The organism is Desulfosporosinus sp. Sb-LF (assembly GCF_004766055.1).
Lineage (GTDB): Bacteria > Bacillota > Desulfitobacteriia > Desulfitobacteriales > Desulfitobacteriaceae > Desulfosporosinus.
Genome location: NZ_SPQR01000005.1, coordinates 244,445 through 264,837 on the forward strand (window position 1 = coordinate 244,445; position 20,393 = coordinate 264,837).

At 43.4% G+C, this 20,393-nt stretch carries 17 protein-coding genes; 7 read left to right on the forward strand and 10 right to left on the reverse strand.

The annotated features are described in order from the left end of the window. Positions 1–49: 49 nt before the first annotated feature. The 3 genes from E4K68_RS09320 to E4K68_RS09330 all read left to right on the forward strand — a co-directional run bounded on the left by E4K68_RS09320 (position 50) and on the right by E4K68_RS09330 (position 4,230). Positions 50–2,731 (forward strand): sensor histidine kinase KdpD, encoded by a 2,682-nt coding sequence (locus E4K68_RS09320; protein ID WP_135378656.1) that lies wholly within the window; start codon positions 50–52, stop codon positions 2,729–2,731. Positions 2,732–2,733: 2 nt separating this feature from the next. After that, complete coding sequence (locus E4K68_RS09325; RefSeq protein WP_135378657.1) at positions 2,734–3,417, forward strand: response regulator; 684 nt, start codon at positions 2,734–2,736, stop codon at positions 3,415–3,417. Between the two features lie 378 nt (positions 3,418–3,795). Then, positions 3,796–4,230 (forward strand): hypothetical protein, encoded by a 435-nt coding sequence (locus E4K68_RS09330; RefSeq protein WP_135378658.1) that lies wholly within the window; start codon positions 3,796–3,798, stop codon positions 4,228–4,230. 708 nt (positions 4,231–4,938) lie between these two features. On the opposite strand, the gene E4K68_RS09335 is transcribed toward E4K68_RS09330, so the two are convergent. The 9 genes from E4K68_RS09335 to E4K68_RS09375 form a co-directional block, all read right to left on the reverse strand. Further along, complete coding sequence (locus E4K68_RS09335) at positions 4,939–5,637, reverse strand: FadR/GntR family transcriptional regulator (RefSeq protein WP_135378659.1); 699 nt, start codon at positions 5,635–5,637, stop codon at positions 4,939–4,941. Positions 5,638–5,663: 26 nt separating this feature from the next. Beyond that, positions 5,664–6,677, reverse strand: a complete 1,014-nt coding sequence (locus E4K68_RS09340; RefSeq protein WP_135378660.1) for an LUD domain-containing protein — start codon at positions 6,675–6,677, stop codon at positions 5,664–5,666. Positions 6,678–6,682: 5 nt separating this feature from the next. Further along, positions 6,683–8,845 carry an LUD domain-containing protein gene (locus E4K68_RS09345; protein ID WP_135378661.1) on the reverse strand — a complete coding sequence of 721 codons (2,163 nt, stop codon included), beginning with the start codon at positions 8,843–8,845 and terminating at the stop codon, positions 6,683–6,685. A 144-nt stretch (positions 8,846–8,989) separates the two neighbouring features. Beyond that, positions 8,990–9,706, reverse strand: coding sequence for an ABC transporter ATP-binding protein (locus tag E4K68_RS09350; RefSeq protein ID WP_135378662.1), 717 nt, complete (start codon positions 9,704–9,706; stop codon positions 8,990–8,992). 2 nt (positions 9,707–9,708) lie between these two features. Further along, a complete protein-coding gene (locus E4K68_RS09355; RefSeq protein ID WP_135378663.1) occupies positions 9,709–10,470 on the reverse strand; it encodes an ABC transporter ATP-binding protein in 762 nt (253 codons plus the stop codon). Continuing rightward, a complete protein-coding gene (locus E4K68_RS09360; RefSeq protein ID WP_135378664.1) occupies positions 10,467–11,411 on the reverse strand; it encodes a branched-chain amino acid ABC transporter permease in 945 nt (314 codons plus the stop codon). The genes E4K68_RS09355 and E4K68_RS09360 overlap by 4 nt, the downstream gene beginning before the upstream one ends. After that, positions 11,412–12,299 (reverse strand): branched-chain amino acid ABC transporter permease, encoded by an 888-nt coding sequence (locus E4K68_RS09365; RefSeq protein WP_135378665.1) that lies wholly within the window; start codon positions 12,297–12,299, stop codon positions 11,412–11,414. A gap of 18 nt (positions 12,300–12,317) precedes the next feature. Beyond that, entirely contained in the window at positions 12,318–13,469 is a 1,152-nt protein-coding gene (locus tag E4K68_RS09370; RefSeq protein ID WP_135378666.1) for an ABC transporter substrate-binding protein, read from the reverse strand. 726 nt (positions 13,470–14,195) lie between these two features. Next, positions 14,196–14,534: a hypothetical protein gene (locus tag E4K68_RS09375; RefSeq protein ID WP_135378667.1), complete on the reverse strand. Its 339-nt coding sequence runs from the start codon at positions 14,532–14,534 to the stop codon at positions 14,196–14,198. Positions 14,535–15,000: 466 nt separating this feature from the next. On the opposite strand from E4K68_RS09375, the gene E4K68_RS09380 reads away from it, so the two are divergent. The 4 genes from E4K68_RS09380 to murC all read left to right on the forward strand — a co-directional run bounded on the left by E4K68_RS09380 (position 15,001) and on the right by murC (position 19,723). After that, the gene (locus E4K68_RS09380; RefSeq protein WP_135378668.1) at positions 15,001–16,119 is read left to right on the forward strand and encodes a hydrogenase small subunit; all 1,119 of its coding nucleotides are present in this window, start codon (positions 15,001–15,003) and stop codon (positions 16,117–16,119) included. After that, entirely contained in the window at positions 16,116–17,519 is a 1,404-nt protein-coding gene (locus tag E4K68_RS09385) for a nickel-dependent hydrogenase large subunit (RefSeq protein ID WP_199241733.1), read from the forward strand. Before E4K68_RS09380 ends, E4K68_RS09385 begins: the two co-directional genes overlap by 4 nt. Positions 17,520–17,623: 104 nt before the next feature. Then, complete coding sequence (locus E4K68_RS09390; protein WP_135378669.1) at positions 17,624–18,280, forward strand: cytochrome b/b6 domain-containing protein; 657 nt, start codon at positions 17,624–17,626, stop codon at positions 18,278–18,280. Between the two features lie 90 nt (positions 18,281–18,370). Next, positions 18,371–19,723, forward strand: coding sequence for a UDP-N-acetylmuramate--L-alanine ligase (gene murC / locus E4K68_RS09395; protein ID WP_135378670.1), 1,353 nt, complete (start codon positions 18,371–18,373; stop codon positions 19,721–19,723). 87 nt (positions 19,724–19,810) lie between these two features. On the opposite strand, the gene E4K68_RS09400 is transcribed toward murC, so the two are convergent. Beyond that, positions 19,811–20,392, reverse strand: a complete 582-nt coding sequence (locus E4K68_RS09400; RefSeq protein ID WP_135378671.1) for a hypothetical protein — start codon at positions 20,390–20,392, stop codon at positions 19,811–19,813. Position 20,393 lies beyond the last annotated feature (1 nt).

Sequence of the window (20,393 nt, forward strand, 5' to 3'; positions counted from 1 at the left end):
CGACAAGACGACAATGAGAAATGTACGCGAGACTGCGAGGGTGATAAATATGTCGAAGGGGAAACTTACGGTTTTTTTAGGAGCTGCCTCAGGAGTCGGAAAAACTTATGCTATGTTAGAAGCGGCCCAGGGTAGATTGTCGGAAGGCATGGATGTTGTTATAGGTCAAATAGAGACTCATGGGAGACCTGATACCGACGCGATGCTTAAAGGATTAACGCTTATTTCTTCGAGGTCTCTGCATTATGAGGATAAAATCGTTTACGAGATGGACTTGGATGCTGTATTAGCCCGTTGTCCTCAAATCGTATTAATCGACGGACTGGCCCACACCAATGTAATAGGTTCTCGACACAAAAAGCGATACATGGATGTTCAAGAACTATTAGCCTCGGGTATCAACGTTTATACCACGTTAAATATTCAACACTTAGAGACGTTGAATGATATTGTTGCCCAGATAACAGGGGTTACCGTTCGGGAGACAGTTCCTGATCAAGTTTTAGATACAGCGGCCCAAATCCAATTGATTGATATCCCGCCCGAAGAGTTAATTCAAAGGTTTAAAGATGGTAAGGCCTTTGTCCCTGACCAGGCTACAGAAGATTTAAAAAAATTCTTTCGACCTGGAAATATTAACGCATTAAGAGAATTAGCCCTTCGGTATACTGCCCAACGTGTGGACCGTCAGTTAGAATCCTATATGCAATCTCACGGAATAGACGGACCCTGGCCAACGGGAGAAAAGATTTTGGTATGCATAAGCTCAAGTCCTTTCTCGGCTCAGTTGATTCGTATTGCAAAAAGAATGGCTGAGAGAGTACAAGGGGAATGGTTTGCAGTTCATGTAGAAACCCTCGACCGCTTTCCCATAAGTGAGGCTGAAAAAGACTCTATGGTCAAAAACTTTCGTTTAGCTGAGGAATTGGGGGCTGAAATTATTGGTCTAACCGGGAATAACGTAGTCGAAGAGATTCTGGAGCTGGCTAGAAAACGTAATGTTTCTCAGATAATTATAGGTAAACCTGAACGCACGCGCTTCTGGGAAATCATTCGCGGCTCGATTGTCGACAAAGTTATTCGGCATAGTCACGGAATTAGTATTCATGTTATCCCAGGGAGCCAACAGGAGACAGAATCTGGCCGTATCAATGTAGTATCAGAGAAAGAAGAAGACATAGGAGCGAGAACCAAACGGAGGAGTTTATACCCGGTATTTCCTTACATAGCGTCCAGCCTGATGGTAATAGTTATAACTTTTGGAATTACTTTGATTAGTACGTTTCTAGGACTTGTTAATATCTCTTTGCTCTATCTCCTACCCGTCTTATTAAGCGCAGCACGTTGGGGAACATTTCCTGCCATTTTTACTGCGATTATGGGAACGTTAACGTTTGATTTGTTTTTTGTTCCACCCATTTTTAGTATTACAGTAGCAGATCTTCGATATTTTATTAGCTTTGCTATTTTTATCTTAGTGGGTTTAATTATAGGAACACTTTCAGTTCGATTAAAAAAACAAATAACTTATTCACGAAAGCGGGAAAATAGCATTTCATCGCTTTATGCTCTAAGCCGAGATATCGCTGCCGCAGATAACCTAGATGCCGTATTAGAGTGTATTGTCAATAATGTCTCCAATACTTTGGATGGGCAAGTGATGGTGCTTATACCCAATGAAAAAGCTCAATTAGTGCTCAGAAAGGTTTCGGGACTTAATAATTTCTACAATACTAATGAACTGGCTGTTGCTACCTGGGTATATGAAAGAGGACAAAAAGCGGGGAAGGGAACGGAAACTTTTGGTGTCGCTGCAGCACTTTATTTGCCACTAAACACAGAGCAAGGAACGCATGGGGTTTTGGGTATTTGTTTTAACGAAACCGTGTCGCAATTTGACGCCGAGCGTATTCGATTATTAGAAGCCTTTACTGGGTTAGCTGCTATGGCCATCAACAAAGTTAAATTAGCTGATCAAGCTAGAGAATCCCTTGCTATGGTGGAGTCTGAACGATTGCGAACGGCACTATTTAATTCACTCTCTCATGATTTGCGCACGCCGCTGTCTTCAATTATTGGCGCGGTTACCGGACTCCTAGAAGATAAAAATGTTGTTTATAGTCCTGATGTCCGAAACGAGTTATTACAAACGATTCTGCAGGGAGCGGAACGAATGAATCGATTTGTAAGTAACCTGTTAGATATGGCCCGACTAGAAAGCGGTATGCTTAGATTAAATAAAGAATGGTGCGATCTACAAGATATTATTGGGGTTTCCATTAACAGGCTTGGAGTCTCTTTAAATCGTCGTCCTATAGACATCGAAATACAGGATGAATTACCATTGGTGCAAGCAGATGGGATTTTAATAGAGCAAGTATTTATTAATTTGTTGGACAACGCGATAAAGTATTCCGAAAAGGGTAGTAAAATTTCCGTCTCTATTAAGCAGCAAGAAGAGCGACTAGAGATCGTAGTAGCTAATCGAGGTCAGAGTATTCCAGAGACGGATTTGAGTAAGGTTTTTGATAAATTTTACAGACTGAACTCTCCCCTCCAAGTGAGTGGAACTGGGCTTGGTTTAGCTATTTGTAAAGGGCTAATTGAGGCTCATGGCGGAGATATATGGGCAGATAATAATAAACTTGGTGGAGTGACTATCACGTTTAATTTGCCGTTAAACAATCAGTTTACGGGTAAAGTCCCTGCAATGATGGAGGAAGGAGATTAAACATGGAAATCAAAGGTGCAAGGATTTTAATAATTGATGACGAAACACAGATTCGTAGGTTTTTGCGTGTTGCCTTAACAAGTCATGGATATGTTGTGAAAGACGCCAAGACAGGCAATGAAGGTCTGGACGCGGTAGCAATGTTCAACCCTGATTTAGTTATTCTGGATTTAGGATTACCCGATATTGATGGACTAGAAGTGGTTCGTCATTTGCGAGAATGGTCTAAAGTACCAATTATCATCCTTTCGGTAAAAGAGCAGGAAAACGATAAGATTACTGCTTTGGACAATGGAGCAAATGATTATGTGACTAAACCCTTTGCAATGGGAGAATTATTAGCTAGAATTCGGGCGGCAATGCGTCATACGGTTGGAGTCGAAGAACAGCCTATTTTAAAATTCGATGATTTAACCCTTGATTTAGTTCACCGTCGGATCAGCAGGGATAATTGCGAAATCAAGCTAACCCTGACTGAATATGAGATAGTAAAGTATCTGGCGATTAACGCAGGAAAAGTAATTACACATAAGGCTTTGCTTCATACTGTATGGGGGCTGGCGTATGAAAATGAAGTACAGTACCTAAGAGTTTATATTGGCCAAATAAGGAGAAAACTAGAGATTGATCCCTCTCGCCCAAGGCATATTATCACGGAATCTGGAGTAGGATATCGTTTACTCTAATAATAGATGATTAGCTGCAAAACTAGGGTTCCCTATTTCACGACCTGTCGAGAGAAAACCTGAAAGGAGAGCCATTGAGCTCTCCTTTTCTCACATCTTAAATAGAAACACTGACATGTCACCAACTCAAACTTAATCTTAAACGGCCTCAGTTCTCCCTTAATCTCACATAGATTGAAGTCAAAATATATCCACGAAAAACGTTTTTCAAGGTTTGATTTATGCATTAATTCTTAAGGAATGTCTGTTAATCTGGTTTAAACTCAATGTATTCTCTCTTAGTAATTTTTGGAGTAATGTCCAATAACATCTTGTTGAACACATAGTTAATACACAGTAAGGTAATATAGGAAACCACATTTTAAAGGAGCGTATATAATGTTACTCATTAAGAAAATTGCTATTACAACGACACTCATAGTTGGACTATCCGCAGGAGTAGTACTCGCTGACGATCCAAGTTTTGTTAATGCTTTAGTTCAAAGCCTTACAGCAAAGATTACAGCATTGGTCACTCCAAATGTTCAATCGGCCACGGGGTCTTTGAATGACACTAGCAATCAATCCGAGCAGGACATCCAAAATTATAACAATCAATACATGCAAGACGTGACAAGTATTCTTTCTCAATTCACATCCAATTATGCTACTCAAAAGCAAAACGACCTGAAAGGTCAAGTTCAGACTTACAAGGCACAGATGGATGCACAAAAACAGCAATTGATCCAAAACGCCGAGAATAGCATTCAGCAACAAATTGATACTCAATATAATAATAATAAAAATAAAATTCTGAACGACTTGTCCAAATAATAAGTAAAAGTCTATATACGGATTTTAGCCCATTCCTGTTGGGACCAGGAATGGGCTAAAATCTTTTTACAGAGGTCTTTCCAAGATCGAGCTGGTAGTGGCCGGGAACCGCGTAGACAATTTGGGGAAGCTTGTAAATGGGGACAGTTGTCTCCAAATTGAACTTAAAGACAAACGCTAAAAACCGCATGAAGTAAGGATTCTGACCATCGGTTCCGGTAGAACACAATAATTGCGGTGTCTGTGTTTATCTTGGAAATACTCTGAAACATAAATCGTCCCAAATATTGCCATATCCGAGTCCCTTAAGCTAAACTATGTAGTATAAATACATAACAAATCAACATCAGCACATAATAACACTCATTACCTGAAGAGGAGATGAGCTAATGAAACGAACAAATAGGCTCAAAAATCAGCTGAGTCGCCGGTCAAGTACTATAGTAAACGCATTAAAAAGAATAGCTCAGTTGCCAAAGACCTAAATAATTAAAAAACTCAAGTAGTTCTGCAAATTTAGGACTTTACAAAATGGTTAATAAATACGCAAAAAGGCCCGGCAAATAGCCCGAGGCCTTTGTTAATGCGCTTTACGCAAGTCGACTGTAGTAATATTGGCTGTACCTTTAGACCAATTCGAAAAGCGTTTTTGCGTGCGCGAATCAAAGAACTACTTAAAAATTATCATAAGGACTGTAATTGAGCAGCCTAGTAGCCCTCGCCCCTTGACCCTTCTAAATGCTTTTTCATAAGAATCCTTGCTTGTTCTGAGTTGTGATTCACAATAGCATCATATATGGAGATATGCTCTTGAATCGTGCATAGTCCCCCGATATCATGGCTAAAACGGAGTGTTCCAACTTTCTTAATGAGTTCTAAAATATGGACTACAAACGTTTGTAGCAGTCGATTCATCATCGAATTGTGAGAAGCTTGAGTCACCAAAAAGTGAAAACGCATATCCGCTTTAGCATAAGCATCCAGATTGTCTAAATTAGAATTCATCTCACGAAGGGCCTGGGAAATTCGCTGCAAGTCTTCTTCTGAGGCACGTAACGCGGCTAAACCCGCACATTCAACTTCAAGGGTAATCCGGGTCTCCCAAAGTTCCTCTATTCTTGTTGGCTCGACCGATAAAGCTAGTGCCAAAGGGCTGATTACTTCATTTAGCTGAGCATCGCGGATGAACGTACCATCTCCCGGCTTGATTTCAACCCATCCTAAGAATTCCATGGTTCTTAAGGCCTCACGCAACGTTGTTCGGCTAACCCCTAACTCGCCTGCCATTTCACGTTCACCCATCAGTCGATCACCAGGACGGAGCTTTTCTTCAATTATCAAGTGTTTGATTTGTTTTAAAACTTCTTGATACGTGCGTTGAGGTTTCGTAATTTTTTCAAACTGCATTGGAACCCCCCCGTAAGTGCGTCGAGCTAAACTTGTATACCCGTAGGACAGTTCTTATTACATAATGTGCAATCTCCACAATCCTCATTGGCTTGTTTGGATCCCTCTAAGAAAGTCGCTAAGACTTTTGCCCTTTTCCCGGTATAATAATAGCCCCGCTCCAATCCTTCTTTGAGATAGTTTGGACAATCAACCAAACAGCCTCCGCAGTGCAGGCATTTTAACGAATCCCACTGCTGATTTTCGGCCGCTGTCAAACGTCCATTATCGAGCAAAATAACATACACTTCTTTGGGGCCATGCATACCTTGGACCATCCTGAACTCGATATCAGCCGTTCTGCTAGGTCCATTGATAAAGGAAATATAATTCAGGAGATCTCTTCCCATGCCATAGACACTGATCGCTCGACAAACGGCCAAAGCATCTTCTAGTGAGGGAACGATTTTATCGATTCCTGCCACCACGATATGGTTATACGGAAGATTCGATGTGAACCGGACATTTCCCTCACTTTCTAACAGGGTAATGGTTCCATTTTGTTCAACAATAGCCTCAGCGCCGGTTATTCCATACTCCATATGGGCTACTCGTTCCTTGATCTCTTCCTTAATCTGAGCTACCTGTTCCTTGTTGGAGATTGGCGTATTAATACTGGCAATCCAAGGGTGCACGTCAACCTTTGTCCCTGCAATTCTTTCCCCTAGATCCGTATCAAGCATTTCAACCCTATTTGATTTCAAAGACTCCCTAAGAGCAATTTCGGTGAAAACAGAGTTTTTACTCATCGCTACGCTCTTATTACCCGCTAGAATCTTTAAAACTTGCTCCTGAGCTTCCGTAGCATCCTTGGCAAAAATCACATGACACCCTTTACTTTTGAGAGAAGCAACTGCCTTTTCAACTGATGCTTTGAGATTCGTTGCTACTTTACTTTTGATGTCCTGTACTTGGCTAGCAAGATTAGGATACTCTTGAAGAAGCGTATCACGGCGAGTACTAATTTTCTTTAAGATAGTTTGAGCTTTCGTACTACTCATTCGTCTCATCTCCTCCCATAGGCTCGGCTTAGAATCTGAACCACGTGAGAAACTTTTTGTTTCATTTGGTGCTGAGCAATCCCATCACGGAAATGCACCATGCATCCAGGACAACTCGTTGCTAGAGTGGTGGCCTCGGTATCGGCAACGTTCTTCAATTTTCCTTCGTTAATCCGTTGTGAGAGTTCATAGAAGCTCAAGCTAAACGATCCACCAAATCCACAACACGCATCAGCATCCGTCATTTCCACATAATTCATTCCTGGGATCTTTCTCATAATTTCCCGCGGCTCCTTTTTCACGCCCATACTTCGAGCGAGATGACAAGGATCATGATAAGTTACCGTTTCAGTGACTATTTGCTTCGGAAGCTTTAGTTCAATATCTTGAACAAGAAATTCATTAATATCTTTAACCTTCAATGCAAGTTTTTCAACCTTTTCTCGAAGCTCAGGAGACTCCCCTGCAAACAGCTTAGGATACTCTTCTTTGAACGCCACGGCACAACTTGGGCATACAAAAACCAAAGCATCGATGTCAAACGAACTATAACTCTCGATGTTCTTTAGAGCCATGGCTTTGGCATGAGCTAGGTCTCCGCTGACAATACTAGGGATCCCACAGCAAACATCCTCTTTGGCGAGTTTAACCTCAACGTTATTTTCTCCTAAGACATGAAGAAGTGCTTCTCCAAGATCTGTCTCAGTGTAATTCACGACGCACCCAGGATAAAAACCAACTTTTTTAATCGGCTTAGCAATTGTCTTAGGTTTGGCGATTTTCGTAAAGGACTTACCAGAGAAGCGGGGTATTACACGTTCTTGCGGCAACCCGAAGGAATTAAACGTCAAACGGGAAGTCATCCCTTTATCCGATTCCTTTAAGGCCAGTTTCCCAAAGGTTGTTGCGAGCTTACTGACTGTTGGTAGTGTCTGGGGTTTGGTAAGCATGGAAAAAATCAAATCCTTCTTCCAACCGACCCCTTCTTTTGCCACGGCATCTTGCCGAAGCTTCCATAACATACCGGGTGTCGCCATCTGTACTGGGCAGGCAGTTTGACACTTCTGACATCCGATACAGAGAGATAGGCCATTTTCTTCAGACTTTTCTAGGTCGCCATGAAAGGCAGCAAAGACTAAGCCACGTCCCCCAAGATACTTATAGCCGTATTTACCACCGACCTCCGCATAGACTGGACAGAAGTTCAAGCAGCTTCCGCAGTTGATACAGTAAAGGGATTCTTGAAATCCTGCATCGATCGCTTCCTTACGGCCATGTTTTAATAAAACGATGTGCATTTCTTTAGGGCCTTGACCGTGTGAGTATTCCTCAAGATCAGGATCAAGGGATTCGCTTACGCCTGAAATCACCGAGACATAGGTCCCGATATCCTGACCCACTCCGTAGACTGCCGCCGCTCTCACAACTTGCATGGCATCTTCAAGGGTCGGAACGATTTTCTCTACACCTGCAATGACGATATGAACTTTAGGCATCATCGAAACCGCACGAATGTTCCCTTCGTTCTCAGTTACGAAGATACTTCCTGTATCCGCTGCAATCGCATTTGCTCCCGAGATCCCTACATCTGCTTTAACCAAAAAATCACGAAGTCCCTTGCGGGCAGATACGACCAAGGCTTCGGGAGTGCACTCTAACGTTGTTCCAGCCTCTTCAGAAAAAAGCTCGGTGATTGTTTCGATAGGAATATGGATAGCTGGAGCCAGTGAGTGACTTGCTTCACATTTTGCAAGCTGATTAATTCGATCTCCGAGATCAGTTTCTACGACCGTGACACCACGATCCTCGAGGTAATGTGAAATATTGATTTCTTTACCCGCATTTGACTTGGACTTAACGACCAAGCCCTCCTTCGGTATGAGGCTCGCAATATAGCTCTGAGCTTCCTCAGTCGTTTCAGCAAGATAGATTTTACAGCCCTTTCCTTCTAACGATCGTTGAGCTTTGGCAATTACTTCATCAAGATGATCCAAGCTATATTCTTTGATTTTGCGCAAACGATTGGAAAGATCGGGGTAATTGGGAACCATGTTTAGCATCGCGGGGCGAATCGCATCAAAAGCGCGAAATCTCCCTTTCCGCGATTCCATATCACGAAGCCCTTCAGTGACCTTACTTTTTACGAGTTTATAGGTGTGACTTCCCATGGTTTAACGTCTCCCCTCTTCGGTTTACTGGTTGGACCGGTTTGAATAATAAAAAACCCTTCGTAGGGAATAATCCCCACGCCTATAGCCCAAGGGGGGGATTATCGAATAATGGATAAGTCCGTCCTGACAAATACGTTAAGATTAGGTATTTGCCTTCGCTCCGCCTAGATAAGCTTCCATGACACGAGGATTTTTGGCAACCTCTTCGGCCTTACCATATAGGACGATCTTCCCTGTTTCGAGAACATAGGCATAGTGCGCTATCTTTAAGGCCTGACGTACATTTTGCTCAACAAGGAGAATTGTCGTACCTTCCTTGTTGATCTCTTGAATAACCCTGAAGATATCTGCAACAACCAGAGGGGCTAAGCCCATGGAAGGTTCATCAAGCAAGAGAAGCTTAGGTCTAGCCATCAGTGCACGGCCGATTGCCAGCATTTGTTGCTGTCCTCCAGAAAGTGTTCCTCCCAATTGTTGCTTACGTTCCTCTAAGATCGGAAAACGTTTAAAAACCTTCTCTAAATCCGCCTGAACTTCTTTGTCATTTCTCTGATAGGCTCCCATTTCCAAATTCTCAAGGACCGTCATTCCCGCTAAAATATTCCGACCCTCTGGGACCAGAGACATCCCTAAGTTTACAATTTTGTGAGGGGCCAAACCCTGAATCTCATGGCCTAGGAGCTTAATTTGCCCAGACAGAGGTTTGAGAAGCCCAACAAGAGATTTCATCGTGGTTGTTTTACCGGCTCCGTTCGCCCCGATGAGGGAAACAATCGAGCCTTCGGGCACGCTGAGGTCAATCCCTTTGATTGCTTTAATACTACCATAACTCGTTGACAAACCGCTGATGTTCAGCATCTCTACGCCTCCTCCCGACCCAAATACGCTTCAATGACCAATGGGTTTTGCTGAATCTCGGCCGGAGTACCTTCAGCAATCTTTTGTCCGAAATTAATGACCACGAGTCGGTCACAGACGTTCATGACAAGGTTCATATCATGTTCAATTAATATCACGGTTTTCCCCATTGTTTGTATCTTCTTAATCAAAAGACGCAAGTCTTCGGTTTCATTCTCATTCATCCCTGCCGCGGGTTCATCGAGAAGAATCAACTCAGGTTCTGTTGCAAGCGCCCTGGCAATTTCTAATCGTCGTTGCTGCCCATAGGGAAGCGACCCTGCTGGAGAATCCGTGTCATTTTCAATGCCGACTAATTTAAGGAGAGCCTGAGCTCGTTCTCTGGTCCTATTCTCTTCCTTGCGCTGAGCGGGAGTGCGCCATAACCCTTTCCACACTCCGGCTTTCGTTCGACAATGTGCCCCAACCATAACATTGTCCAACGGACTCATATGGCCAAACAGACGGATATTTTGGAAGGTCCTAGCTAAGCCTAACGCCGTAACCTTATATGGGCGTATTCCTAACAAACTCTTACCTTGGTAGGTAATGCTTCCCTCAGTAGGAGGGAAAATTCCGGTGATTAGGTTAAAGAGTGTCGTCTTTCCAGCACCATTTGGGCCGATAATCCCTATAATTTCCCCGTCATTCACTTTAAAACTCACGTTACTTAAAGCAGCCAAACCGCCAAAGCTTTTTCCCACTTGATCAAGGACTAACGTCATTTTTTAACCCTCCTTCCGAGCTTACCTTTCCAGAAACGAACCGTCTCCTCACTAATGAGTCCTTGAGGCCGAAAGGCCATCATAGCCACCATTAGCGCCCCGTAAATCATAAGACGGTATTCTGAAGCCGAACGCAACAGTTCAGGAAGCAAGGTTAGGAGTAATGCTCCGACGATAGGTCCTATAATTAAGTCACTTCCACCCAAGACTGCAAACGTAAGGATTTCAACAGTACGGTTATAGGCAAAATCCTTCGGCCCGATAAAAAAGGTTAAATGGGCAGATAGACCGCCGGCAATCCCAGCGATTAAAGCCCCTAAGGCAAAGGCAAGCAGTTTATAATACGTTGTATTAATCCCCATGGCCTCAGCCGCCGCCTCATCCGCTTTAATCGCAGCAAACGCCCGACCGACTCTTGACCGGTTTAGTCTGGTACAGAAAAATACCAGAAAAGCGAGGCTGAGTATTAGAACAACTAAAACCATCAAGTTACTCGTCTGCTGAGCGGTTAATCCTCCAATTCCCTGTGAAAAACCTAAGGACGAAAATACTTTGCCAATCTTTGCCCCAAGGGTTGGTATACCAGATATCCCCAGCGCACCGTTCGTAATTTTCAAGTTCAAAATAATGACTCGAACAACTTCTCCGAATCCAAGCGTGGCAATCGCTAGGTAAATCCCGGTGAGCCGCAATGCAGGAAATCCAATAATAATTGACATGAAACTTGCGGCAATACCACCGATTGGGATGGCCAAATAGAGGGGTAAACCTGCTTTTACAGTCAGGATCGCACAGGTGTAGGCTCCAATGCTCATAAATCCAGCATTCCCCAGTGATAACTGCCCGGTCGATAGCGTCATGTAAATGCTCACCCCAAGGATAGCATTCAGCAAGACAAATATAGCAATTTGAAGATAATATTGGTTCAATAAAACGTCCATTTAGAAACGCCCTCCTTGCCGGGTCGAAGACCCAAAAAGTCCTTGAGGACGAATAAACAAAATTAGGATAATCATGCCGAAGGCTACAGCATCTCTATAGGAGGATGCGCCGTAAGCTACCGTAAATACTTCGGCGATTCCTAAAATCAGGCCTCCCAGCATCGCTCCGGTGATATTTCCCATTCCACCAAGGATCAAAACTGCGAGCCCTTTCAAGCCCATGCTCAAGCCCATCGTCGGCTCCACTGCATTAATAGAGAGTCCAACCAGAACTCCTGCAATTCCTCCTAATGCTGAAGCAAGTGCGACGGTGAGTAAGATAATTTTGTTCGTGTTAATACCGAGGAGGTTGGCTGTTTCGATGCTCTCAGCAGTTGTCCGGATGGCTTTGCCAACACGGGTTTTAGACAGCCAAAAACGAAGAACAAACATCAAGCCGAAGGATATTACAAGAATTACAATTTGGACGAGAGTAATTTGAACCGGCCCAAGTTGCATTTGGACTCCTGATAATGCTCCAGAAGGAAAAGCCTGTGACTGAGGACCAAAGATCTTTAAAGCCAGATTTTCAAGAAAGATTGACACCCCGATTGTGCTAATTAAAGGAGCCAGATCGGAAACGGCCCGGCGTCTCAAGGGACGCAGGGCTATCATTTCCATAAGAATACCTAGCAACGCACAGGCCACCATGGCACCAGCCATGGCCACAAAGATATTTACCTTCAGATAAGTCACCAGAAACAATCCGACGAAAGCTCCGAACATAAATATCTCTCCGTGAGCCATATTGATGATGTTTAGGACCCCCATAATGAGGGTATATCCCAAAGCGACTAATGAATACGTGCTTCCCAATGTCAAGCCATTGACCAATTGTTGCCAGAACAAGACCTTCACTCCTAAAGTTTATTTTAACTCCGTAAACTGACCGTCCTTGACGATCAAAACAGTAGCGTTCATCAAAGGGTTCCGCTTATCGTCAAAAGCGAATTTTCCAGTTACACCTTGAAAATCCTTAATGGTCGCTAGGCTGTCGCGTAGCTTTTTGCGATCTGTGCTTGATCCGGCTTTTTCCAAAGCATTGGCATAAATGTAAAGCGCATCATAAGATTGAGCTGCAAACTGGTCGGGTACTTTATTATATTTAGCTTTATAGTCTGCAACAAACTTTTTAATTTTTTCATTTTCCTTACCTGGGTACCAAGGGCTAGCCACAATCGCCCCTTCGGCTGCTTTTCCGGCTATTTTAATTAGCTCTGGAGAGTTAAAGCCATTCGTTCCGACAAAGGGAACAGTAATTCCAATTTCTCTGGCTTTCTTTAAAACGAGGGCCGCTTCCTGATAGAGGCTTGATACCATCACAGCATCTGGCTTTAACGAGGAAATTTTAGTCAACTGAGCGGAAAAGTCTGTATCTTTATCAGCAAAAGTCTCGGTAGTGACGATTTCCACTCCATTATCCTTGAGGGCTTTCTCCATCGTCTTATAGCCGGACACGGCCCAGTCGTTATTACTAGAATACATGACCGCTACCTTTTTTAAGTTATATTTCTCAACTGCCTTCTTAACGGCTTGAGGAACTGCTGAAGACTCTGGCAAAGCATTCCGGAAGACATACTCCCCGAGATCCGTTATCCCTTCAGCTGTCGTTGAAGTTCCCATAATTGGAACTCCTGACTGGTTAGCAATCGGGCCGGCCGCAAACATTTCTCCACTTAGGGTCGGTCCAATAAGTCCTACGACATTATCTTTATTGATTAATTTATTAACCGCATTAATCGCTTCAGTATTGTTCCCACGGGAATCCTCGAAAACAAGGTCAATTTTGACCTTGCCTTGGGCATTGATCTCATCCTTAGCGAGATCCAGACCCTCCTTTTGTGACTGACCATACGCGGCTCCGCCCCCAGTCATATAGGCGACGACACCAATCTTAGCAGCTCCTCCACCTTGTGAACCAGAATTAGTAGCGGGAGCAGCTCCCCCACATCCGGCTGTAGTCAGCAGCAGTGTTCCAATCATCATTCCAGTTAAAATTTTTGTAAGACTTTTTTTCATTGTTACAATTACACCTTCCTTAATTTGATTGTGTTTTATAATAGACTTATTATTCGTCGCATAATATGGAATACCTTCATGGTTATAAAAAAAACTACGAAAATTGTAACTCTTAGGTTTGTGGCAATAACGCATTTGTTACCCATCAGCTTAATAGGACCAAAAATCCCGCAAGTGATTGCAGGGTTTACTCGGATATTCTAGTTTAATGAAGTGGTAACAGTAAACATATAAAATGTCATGTTTTGTCGAATTATGACACAGATTTATGGCACCACATTACGATGAGGCTTATATTTCCGAAAAAAAATCCCCTCGCAAGGAGGGGGAGTGAAGGAAGGAAGAAAGAAATGAGAAAAGCCTCTATATGAACCGCTATAGAAACGGGTAATTATTGATTATATTCGAGTGAGTAATCCAGGCTTCATTGTTGAAGAGCCAAGCTCTTGATAAAGATGGCACAATACCTATCAACATTAGAAGGATCCGGGGATAATCATCCATTTTAATTATCATAAACTATATTTGTTACCCTTCCATGAACTTTGTGTAAAGAATATGTTAAACCTTATAATGGTAAATTTTTTATCTTTAAAGGTCATAGTCAGGAATACATCTTCTGCAATTATTCAACTAGTAACCAAATGGCTCCGCAATTAGCGGAGCCATACATTTTCTTGTTATTTCCCGGGTTGGGCTAAATTTTTTGCTGGTGCTTTCATTTCCTTATATCCCTTTAGTAGTTAAGTTTTCCATATCGTATGCATTGCCATTCCAATGTACTATCATCGTAAACCATATACGTTTACCTTGTTGATTGTCGTTTTTAAAATCAACATAACTGGCAACCTTATATCTGTTCCCACCTAAATTTTCAACATCACTATCAGTTAGTAGCGCAAATTTATTGTTACTCTGAGTTAGTAATTGATTGTTGAAAATGAACTTAGAAGATTCAAATACATTAACCATTGTTTTGCCTGATTCAGTATATCCTACCTTAAAGAATACCGTTGAAGACACAACAATTAAAATAAGTAGTAGAAATAAGTTTCTCTTTTTCATGATCTCTTCCACCCTTTATTTTAATTTTATGTCCACGGTGCTTAAATGGACATAAGGCAATCGTCACAATCGAAGGCCAAATAGTCCTAGGTATTTAGTCTTATTCAGAATGTAAAGGGTAGATTATTCTTGCACCACCTCTTGTTCATTCCCCCTCTAAATCTTTATCTAAATACGTATATATATAAAAGGGGCATAATGCCCAATCAAAAAGAGCCCGTGACCCGGACTCTGGTGGATGAAGCTTATTCACGTTTCTTTTTAAAGATTAAGATCAAGCCTTTATAAGGCTGAGGCGATTGCCCAGGACGGTATAGTTAACTTGTCAATCAATTTGAATTTGCTCATGAATATCATCTCTAATATAACTTACCCCGTTTCCATAAGTTTTAAACATGGGGCTAAAAAAAGTTTGTATGATAATATTTCTCCTTTTGGAAATAATACCCTCCCAAGGGGGAGTAACATGCTAAGTCGACGGGACTTTTTGAAGTTAGTAGTTAAAGGAGCCGTCCTCGGTAACTTTTATCAGCTCATCGCCCCTTCGCTGGCACAAGCAGTTGCGGCAGGTGAGGTTAAAAAACTTCCCGTGGTGATGATTGAAACAGGCACTTGTACCGGGGATAGTATCTCCCTTGATAATATTTGGACACCAACCTTTTCCGATATCCTCTCTAATATTGCCGATTGGCGCTACGATTGGAGCATGAATCAGGCTCAAGGAAATGCAGCCTACCGAATTCTTCAGGAAACGTATGAAAAAATGCCCAACGAATATATTCTTATCGTTCAGGGATCCATGATCCAACGTGACGAAGGCCATTATAACCATGTTGCTTATGATAAGGGTAAGCTGATTACAGGGTTGGAACTTGTTCGTCGCACAGGGTTAAAGGCCAAGTACGTCGTCGCCATTGGGAGCTGTGCCACTTATGGCGGCCCAGTTTCCGGTTACCCTAACCCAAGTAAGGCAACTGGGGTGCAAAACATTCTTCCCGAACGAAAGGTCATCAACATCTCCGGATGCCCCGCCCATCCTGATTGGATTATGGGGACTCTACTCCACTTAGCCTTATACGGTGAACCAGAACTTGAAAAATTCGGGAGACCTAAACTTTTTTATGGAGAAACTGTTCATAACCAGTGCCCTCGCAGGCGCGACTATGACCAAGGCATTTTTGCGACGGATATTGGACAGAAAGAATGCCTTTTTCGTGTCGGTTGCAAAGGTCCGGTCACCTATGCTGACTGCCCAATACGCCGTTGGAATGACCGATTCAATTGGCCAATCGGGTGTAACACGCCGTGCATCGGATGTACTGAACCTGGTTTTCCGGATTTGATGTCACCGTTTACCGTTCACTCACCTGACATCCCCTTCCCTGGAGGAACAAAAGCATCGACTAACTCAATTGGACTTGGGGTATTAGGATTGACCTCTGTAGCCATTGTAGGGCATATTGCCACGTCTCTCTATAAGGGAAGAATCCAAAAAAATTTACTGAAATCCTCTGTCAAGGGCAAGCATCGATTTGCCGTCAAAAAGGTAAAGACCTTCCATCAGTATAGGGTGAAGAAGGAGTGACCATTCTGGAGAAGAAAACCATCTTTCCTGTGACCCGAATCCACAATCCTATGTTATTAGAAGCTTGGCTCGAAGACGGGGAAATCAAGGATGCCTTTATTTCCGATACGCTTTATCGTGGATTCGAACAAATTCTACTAGGTCGTTCTGCCATGGATATGCCTTATTACACTCAGCGTATCTGCGGTATCTGTTCTTCCGCCCATGCCATAACAGCGTCACTGGCCGTGGAGCAGGCTTTAGGGATGTACGTTCCTCCCAATGGGCTGTTGGTACGTAATCTGATTCTGGCCAGTGATTTCATCCAGAACCATATTCGCCATCTTTACCTATATACCATGCCGGATTATTTCCGCGGCCCGGATATCGCTCCCTTTATTCCCCATTCAGAATCAGACCTACGTTTATCTAGTAAAGAGAATACCCTTATGACTGAACACTATTTCAGGTCCTTAGAGGTATCTCGAGCTGCCCATGCCGCCTTCGCGGTTTTCGGCGGCAAGGCACCGCATGGCCATGGGATTGTTCCGGGTGGTGCCAGTATGGAAGTGGATGCGGATCGGGTGAACCGTTATCGAGGGTATTTAATGGAGATCATGAGCTTTATCGATGATGTCGTGCTGCCTGATGTTACTCTGATTAAGGAGCGTTACCCAGAGTACGTCAACCTTGGCAAAGGAGTCGGGAATTATATGTCTGTCGGAGGCTTTCCAAGCCCTGAGGGAAGTACCCTTTTTCCTCAAGGTGTAATACTCCAAGGAAAGCGAGAAAGTTTTAACGAAAAGCAAGTGACGGAAGATGTGACAAGTGCTTGGTACAAACCCCACGGTCCACTTCATCCCATGGAAGAGGATACCGTTCCCGACCACAACCAGTCCAAAGGATACACTTGGGTTAAATCTCCTCGTTACCGCGGCCAACCTGTAGAAGTAGGACCTTTGGCGCGGGCAATTATTGCCAAAGAAGAGGTCATCGGTCTTGGCGCCCTAGCCCGAACATGGGCGCGCTCGCTGGAACTCAAAAAGATTGCGGAAACTGCTCTGAAATGGCTCAATCGTCTTGAACCTGGGTCTGAAACCTATGATGGTCGAAAAGGGCAAGATTCCGGGGTAGGCATTGGGCTCCATGAAGCCATGCGTGGGACCTTAGGGCATTGGATCTCCGTCAAAAATGGGCGTGTCGATCACTATCAAATCATTACACCGTCTGCTGTCAACTTTGGTGCACGTGATGAAACAGGAACCCGCAGTGTCGGAGAAACATCGTTACTGGGATTAAAAATAAAATCCGAAGACCTTAAGGAAGCGGGTCGAGTCATTCGCTCTTTTGATCCTTGCTTTTCTTGCAGTGTTCACATCATTGACGGAGAAAAATTACACGCCTTGAATATTCAAGTTTGATAAACATAACCAAAGTGTACTGCAATGTGTTGAATGATAACAATGAAAGGAGGGAGGGCGATTCCTCTCTGGAATGAATTGAGAAAAGTCCCTGCCCAGCGATCATGAAGCAACCCAGCAAACTAAGAAAACCTGTCATGAAACAACTTCAAGAGGGCTACGTTAAAGGTGAAATCATACCGACTCAGTCCCTTTGGGTGAGGATCTTTCATTGGGGATTCGCCCTTAGTTTCACGGTCGTCCTTTTAACTGGTCTAGAATTACATAAACCGGCAAGTTTTTTGGCCTTAAACTATGGTAAACTATTTATTGCACATGTAGTGTTTTGCTGGTTAGCCCTTGGTTTTTTGTCAATACGTATTGTGAATGCCCTCATCCGGCGAGATAATTCCCTAATCCCAAAGATTCAAGATCTCAAGCAATTTCCTAAACTCATGGCGTATTACTTTTTCCTTCGTTCGTCTCCTCCGCCAAGCAGAAAGTATAACAGCGGGCAATTAATAATCTACTTCTCGTGGTTCTTCCTTTTCCTAGTTGCCAGTCTTCTCGGCCTAGCATCGTATTGGCAAGGAAAGCATCTGATTTGGGTTTGGCACTTGGTGGGAGGCTTTCAAATCCTTCGTTGGATAAAGTTTACAATCACTATTTACTTTCTTGCTACAATCCCTGTTCACATTTATCTTAGTCTAACGGAAGACATCAGTCGTCTTCAGGCCATGATCACAGGTTTTGAACGGAAACCCCCGCCCAACAACCGATAGTTAAAATTTTCCTTAAATAATATGATACTTTTTGGTTAGAGTTTGGGTATAATGGGGGGTAGAGTTTATACATAGAAGGGACGATAAGCCTTGGCATTACATATTCATTTCGTCGGTATAAAAGGCACCGGGATGAGCGCTTTAGCCCAAATCAGCGCTCAAATTGAGGATGCAACCATTTCAGGCTCTGATGTAGAAGAGTGTTTTTACACAGACAGTGTTCTGAAACGTGCTCAAATTCCCGTTTTGGGTTTTTCCCCCATCAACGTAGAAAACGCAGATTTGGTGGTCACTTCTGCCGCCTATACTAATCAACATCCGGAAATAGCCCGTGCGCTGGAGCTAAATATTCCGATCTTAACTTACCCCCAGTACCTCGGACGCTTACTTTCTAAGAAACGCGGAATTTCCGTCACTGGGACGCATGGCAAAACGACGACGACTGCCATGATGGGCCTTGTAATGCTCCAAGCTGGATTAGATCCCACCATTGTTGTTGGTAGTGATGTTCCGAGCATTGGTGGAAATGCACATTCCGGAAAAGGGGAATTTTTCCTAGCAGAGTCCTGCGAATATCGGCGTCATTTCCTCAATTACTCTCCCGAACATTTGGTGATTACTAACATTGAATTTGACCACCCTGATTATTTCACAGACATTGAGGATGTTATTGACGCATTTTCTGAACTAGCGAAGAAAATACCGGCTCACGGTCATATTTACGCCTGGGCTGAAGATCCGAACCAGAAATCTCTAATATCTTCCGCGCCAATCACGACCTTTGGGCTCTCGGAAACTGCAGATATCCGGGCAACAGAAATCGTCTTCAAAGACGAAGGTAGTTCTATGAAAATCTTGCACCGAGGGCAACATGTCGGTAACCTAGATCTCCATGTCGCTGGAAGACATAACATTATCAATGCTTTGGCAACGATTGCCGTCTGCCATGAAATCGGTATCCCTATGGAACAAATCTTGTCGAGCCTAGGCCTCTTCAATGGGACGAAACGTCGCTTTGAACATATCGGTAGCAACACCAACGGTGCTATGATCGTCGATGACTATGCTCACCATCCAACTGAAATCCGCACGACACTGGAAGGGGCACGACTTTCCTTCCCAGATCGACGCATCCGCGCCATCTTCCAGCCTCATACCTTTAGTCGAACAGAAAAACTTCTCAATGAATTCTCGCAATGTTTTCAAGGAGCGGACGAAGTTGTTGTCGCAGATATTTTTGCTTCAGCACGTGAACAAGATCATTATACCGTTTCCGCCTTTACCTTAGCCGAAATGATCCAACAACAAGGAATTAAAGCTCGGTACATCGGACCGTTAGATGACATCAAAACCTATCTTTCACAAACACTCGCACCCGAGGATCTCGTCCTTACGTTAGGGGCAGGAGATATTTATAAAGTTGGTTTAGAAATTATCAGTTAATTGGGACTGCATTAAAAAGAGGTTAGCCACCTAATGAGTGGCTAACCCCTTTTGATTTTCTACGTTTGATGATGCCTTGCATTTTTCTCAAATCGTTTTGCAGTTGGCATTTCCTTGGGATTGAATCCCCTTAATGCCTACTAGGATATCGTCCCAACTGTGACAGCGTGAAATCCCCTTGGAAAGCTCCTTTTGATTATAGCTGGTATCTAGCAACAATACCGGAACTCCGCTCTCAGCGATCAATTTCGCATTGACGTGATAGTCTTCGATAAAAACCTCGATTCCCCATTCCTTGACAGCGTCAACTTTACTTTTAAACCCTGTAAAGAGAACATGTTCATGCGGAATTCCACTCATCGTAAGCCAGCGCAGCGTGACATCCTTTTCCTCAATGGTTCGAGCGGTAACATAGATCAATTCATGCCCCTCCCGGAGAAGGGCTTCAAGCCCTTCCTTAGCGCCAGAGACAGGTTTAGGCATCGTCAGCAAACGTTCCGCATTCCCGACGAAGAAATTGTTCATGTCCTCTCTCGGGACGTCAAAAACCAAATGCATATCATAATCGTCAATGACCGTTATGTTCTTGCCAAAGTGTCGATTTAACTCATCTAACCAAGACGGGTAACTATCAGAAACGACACCGTCAATATCTACTCCAATACGCACG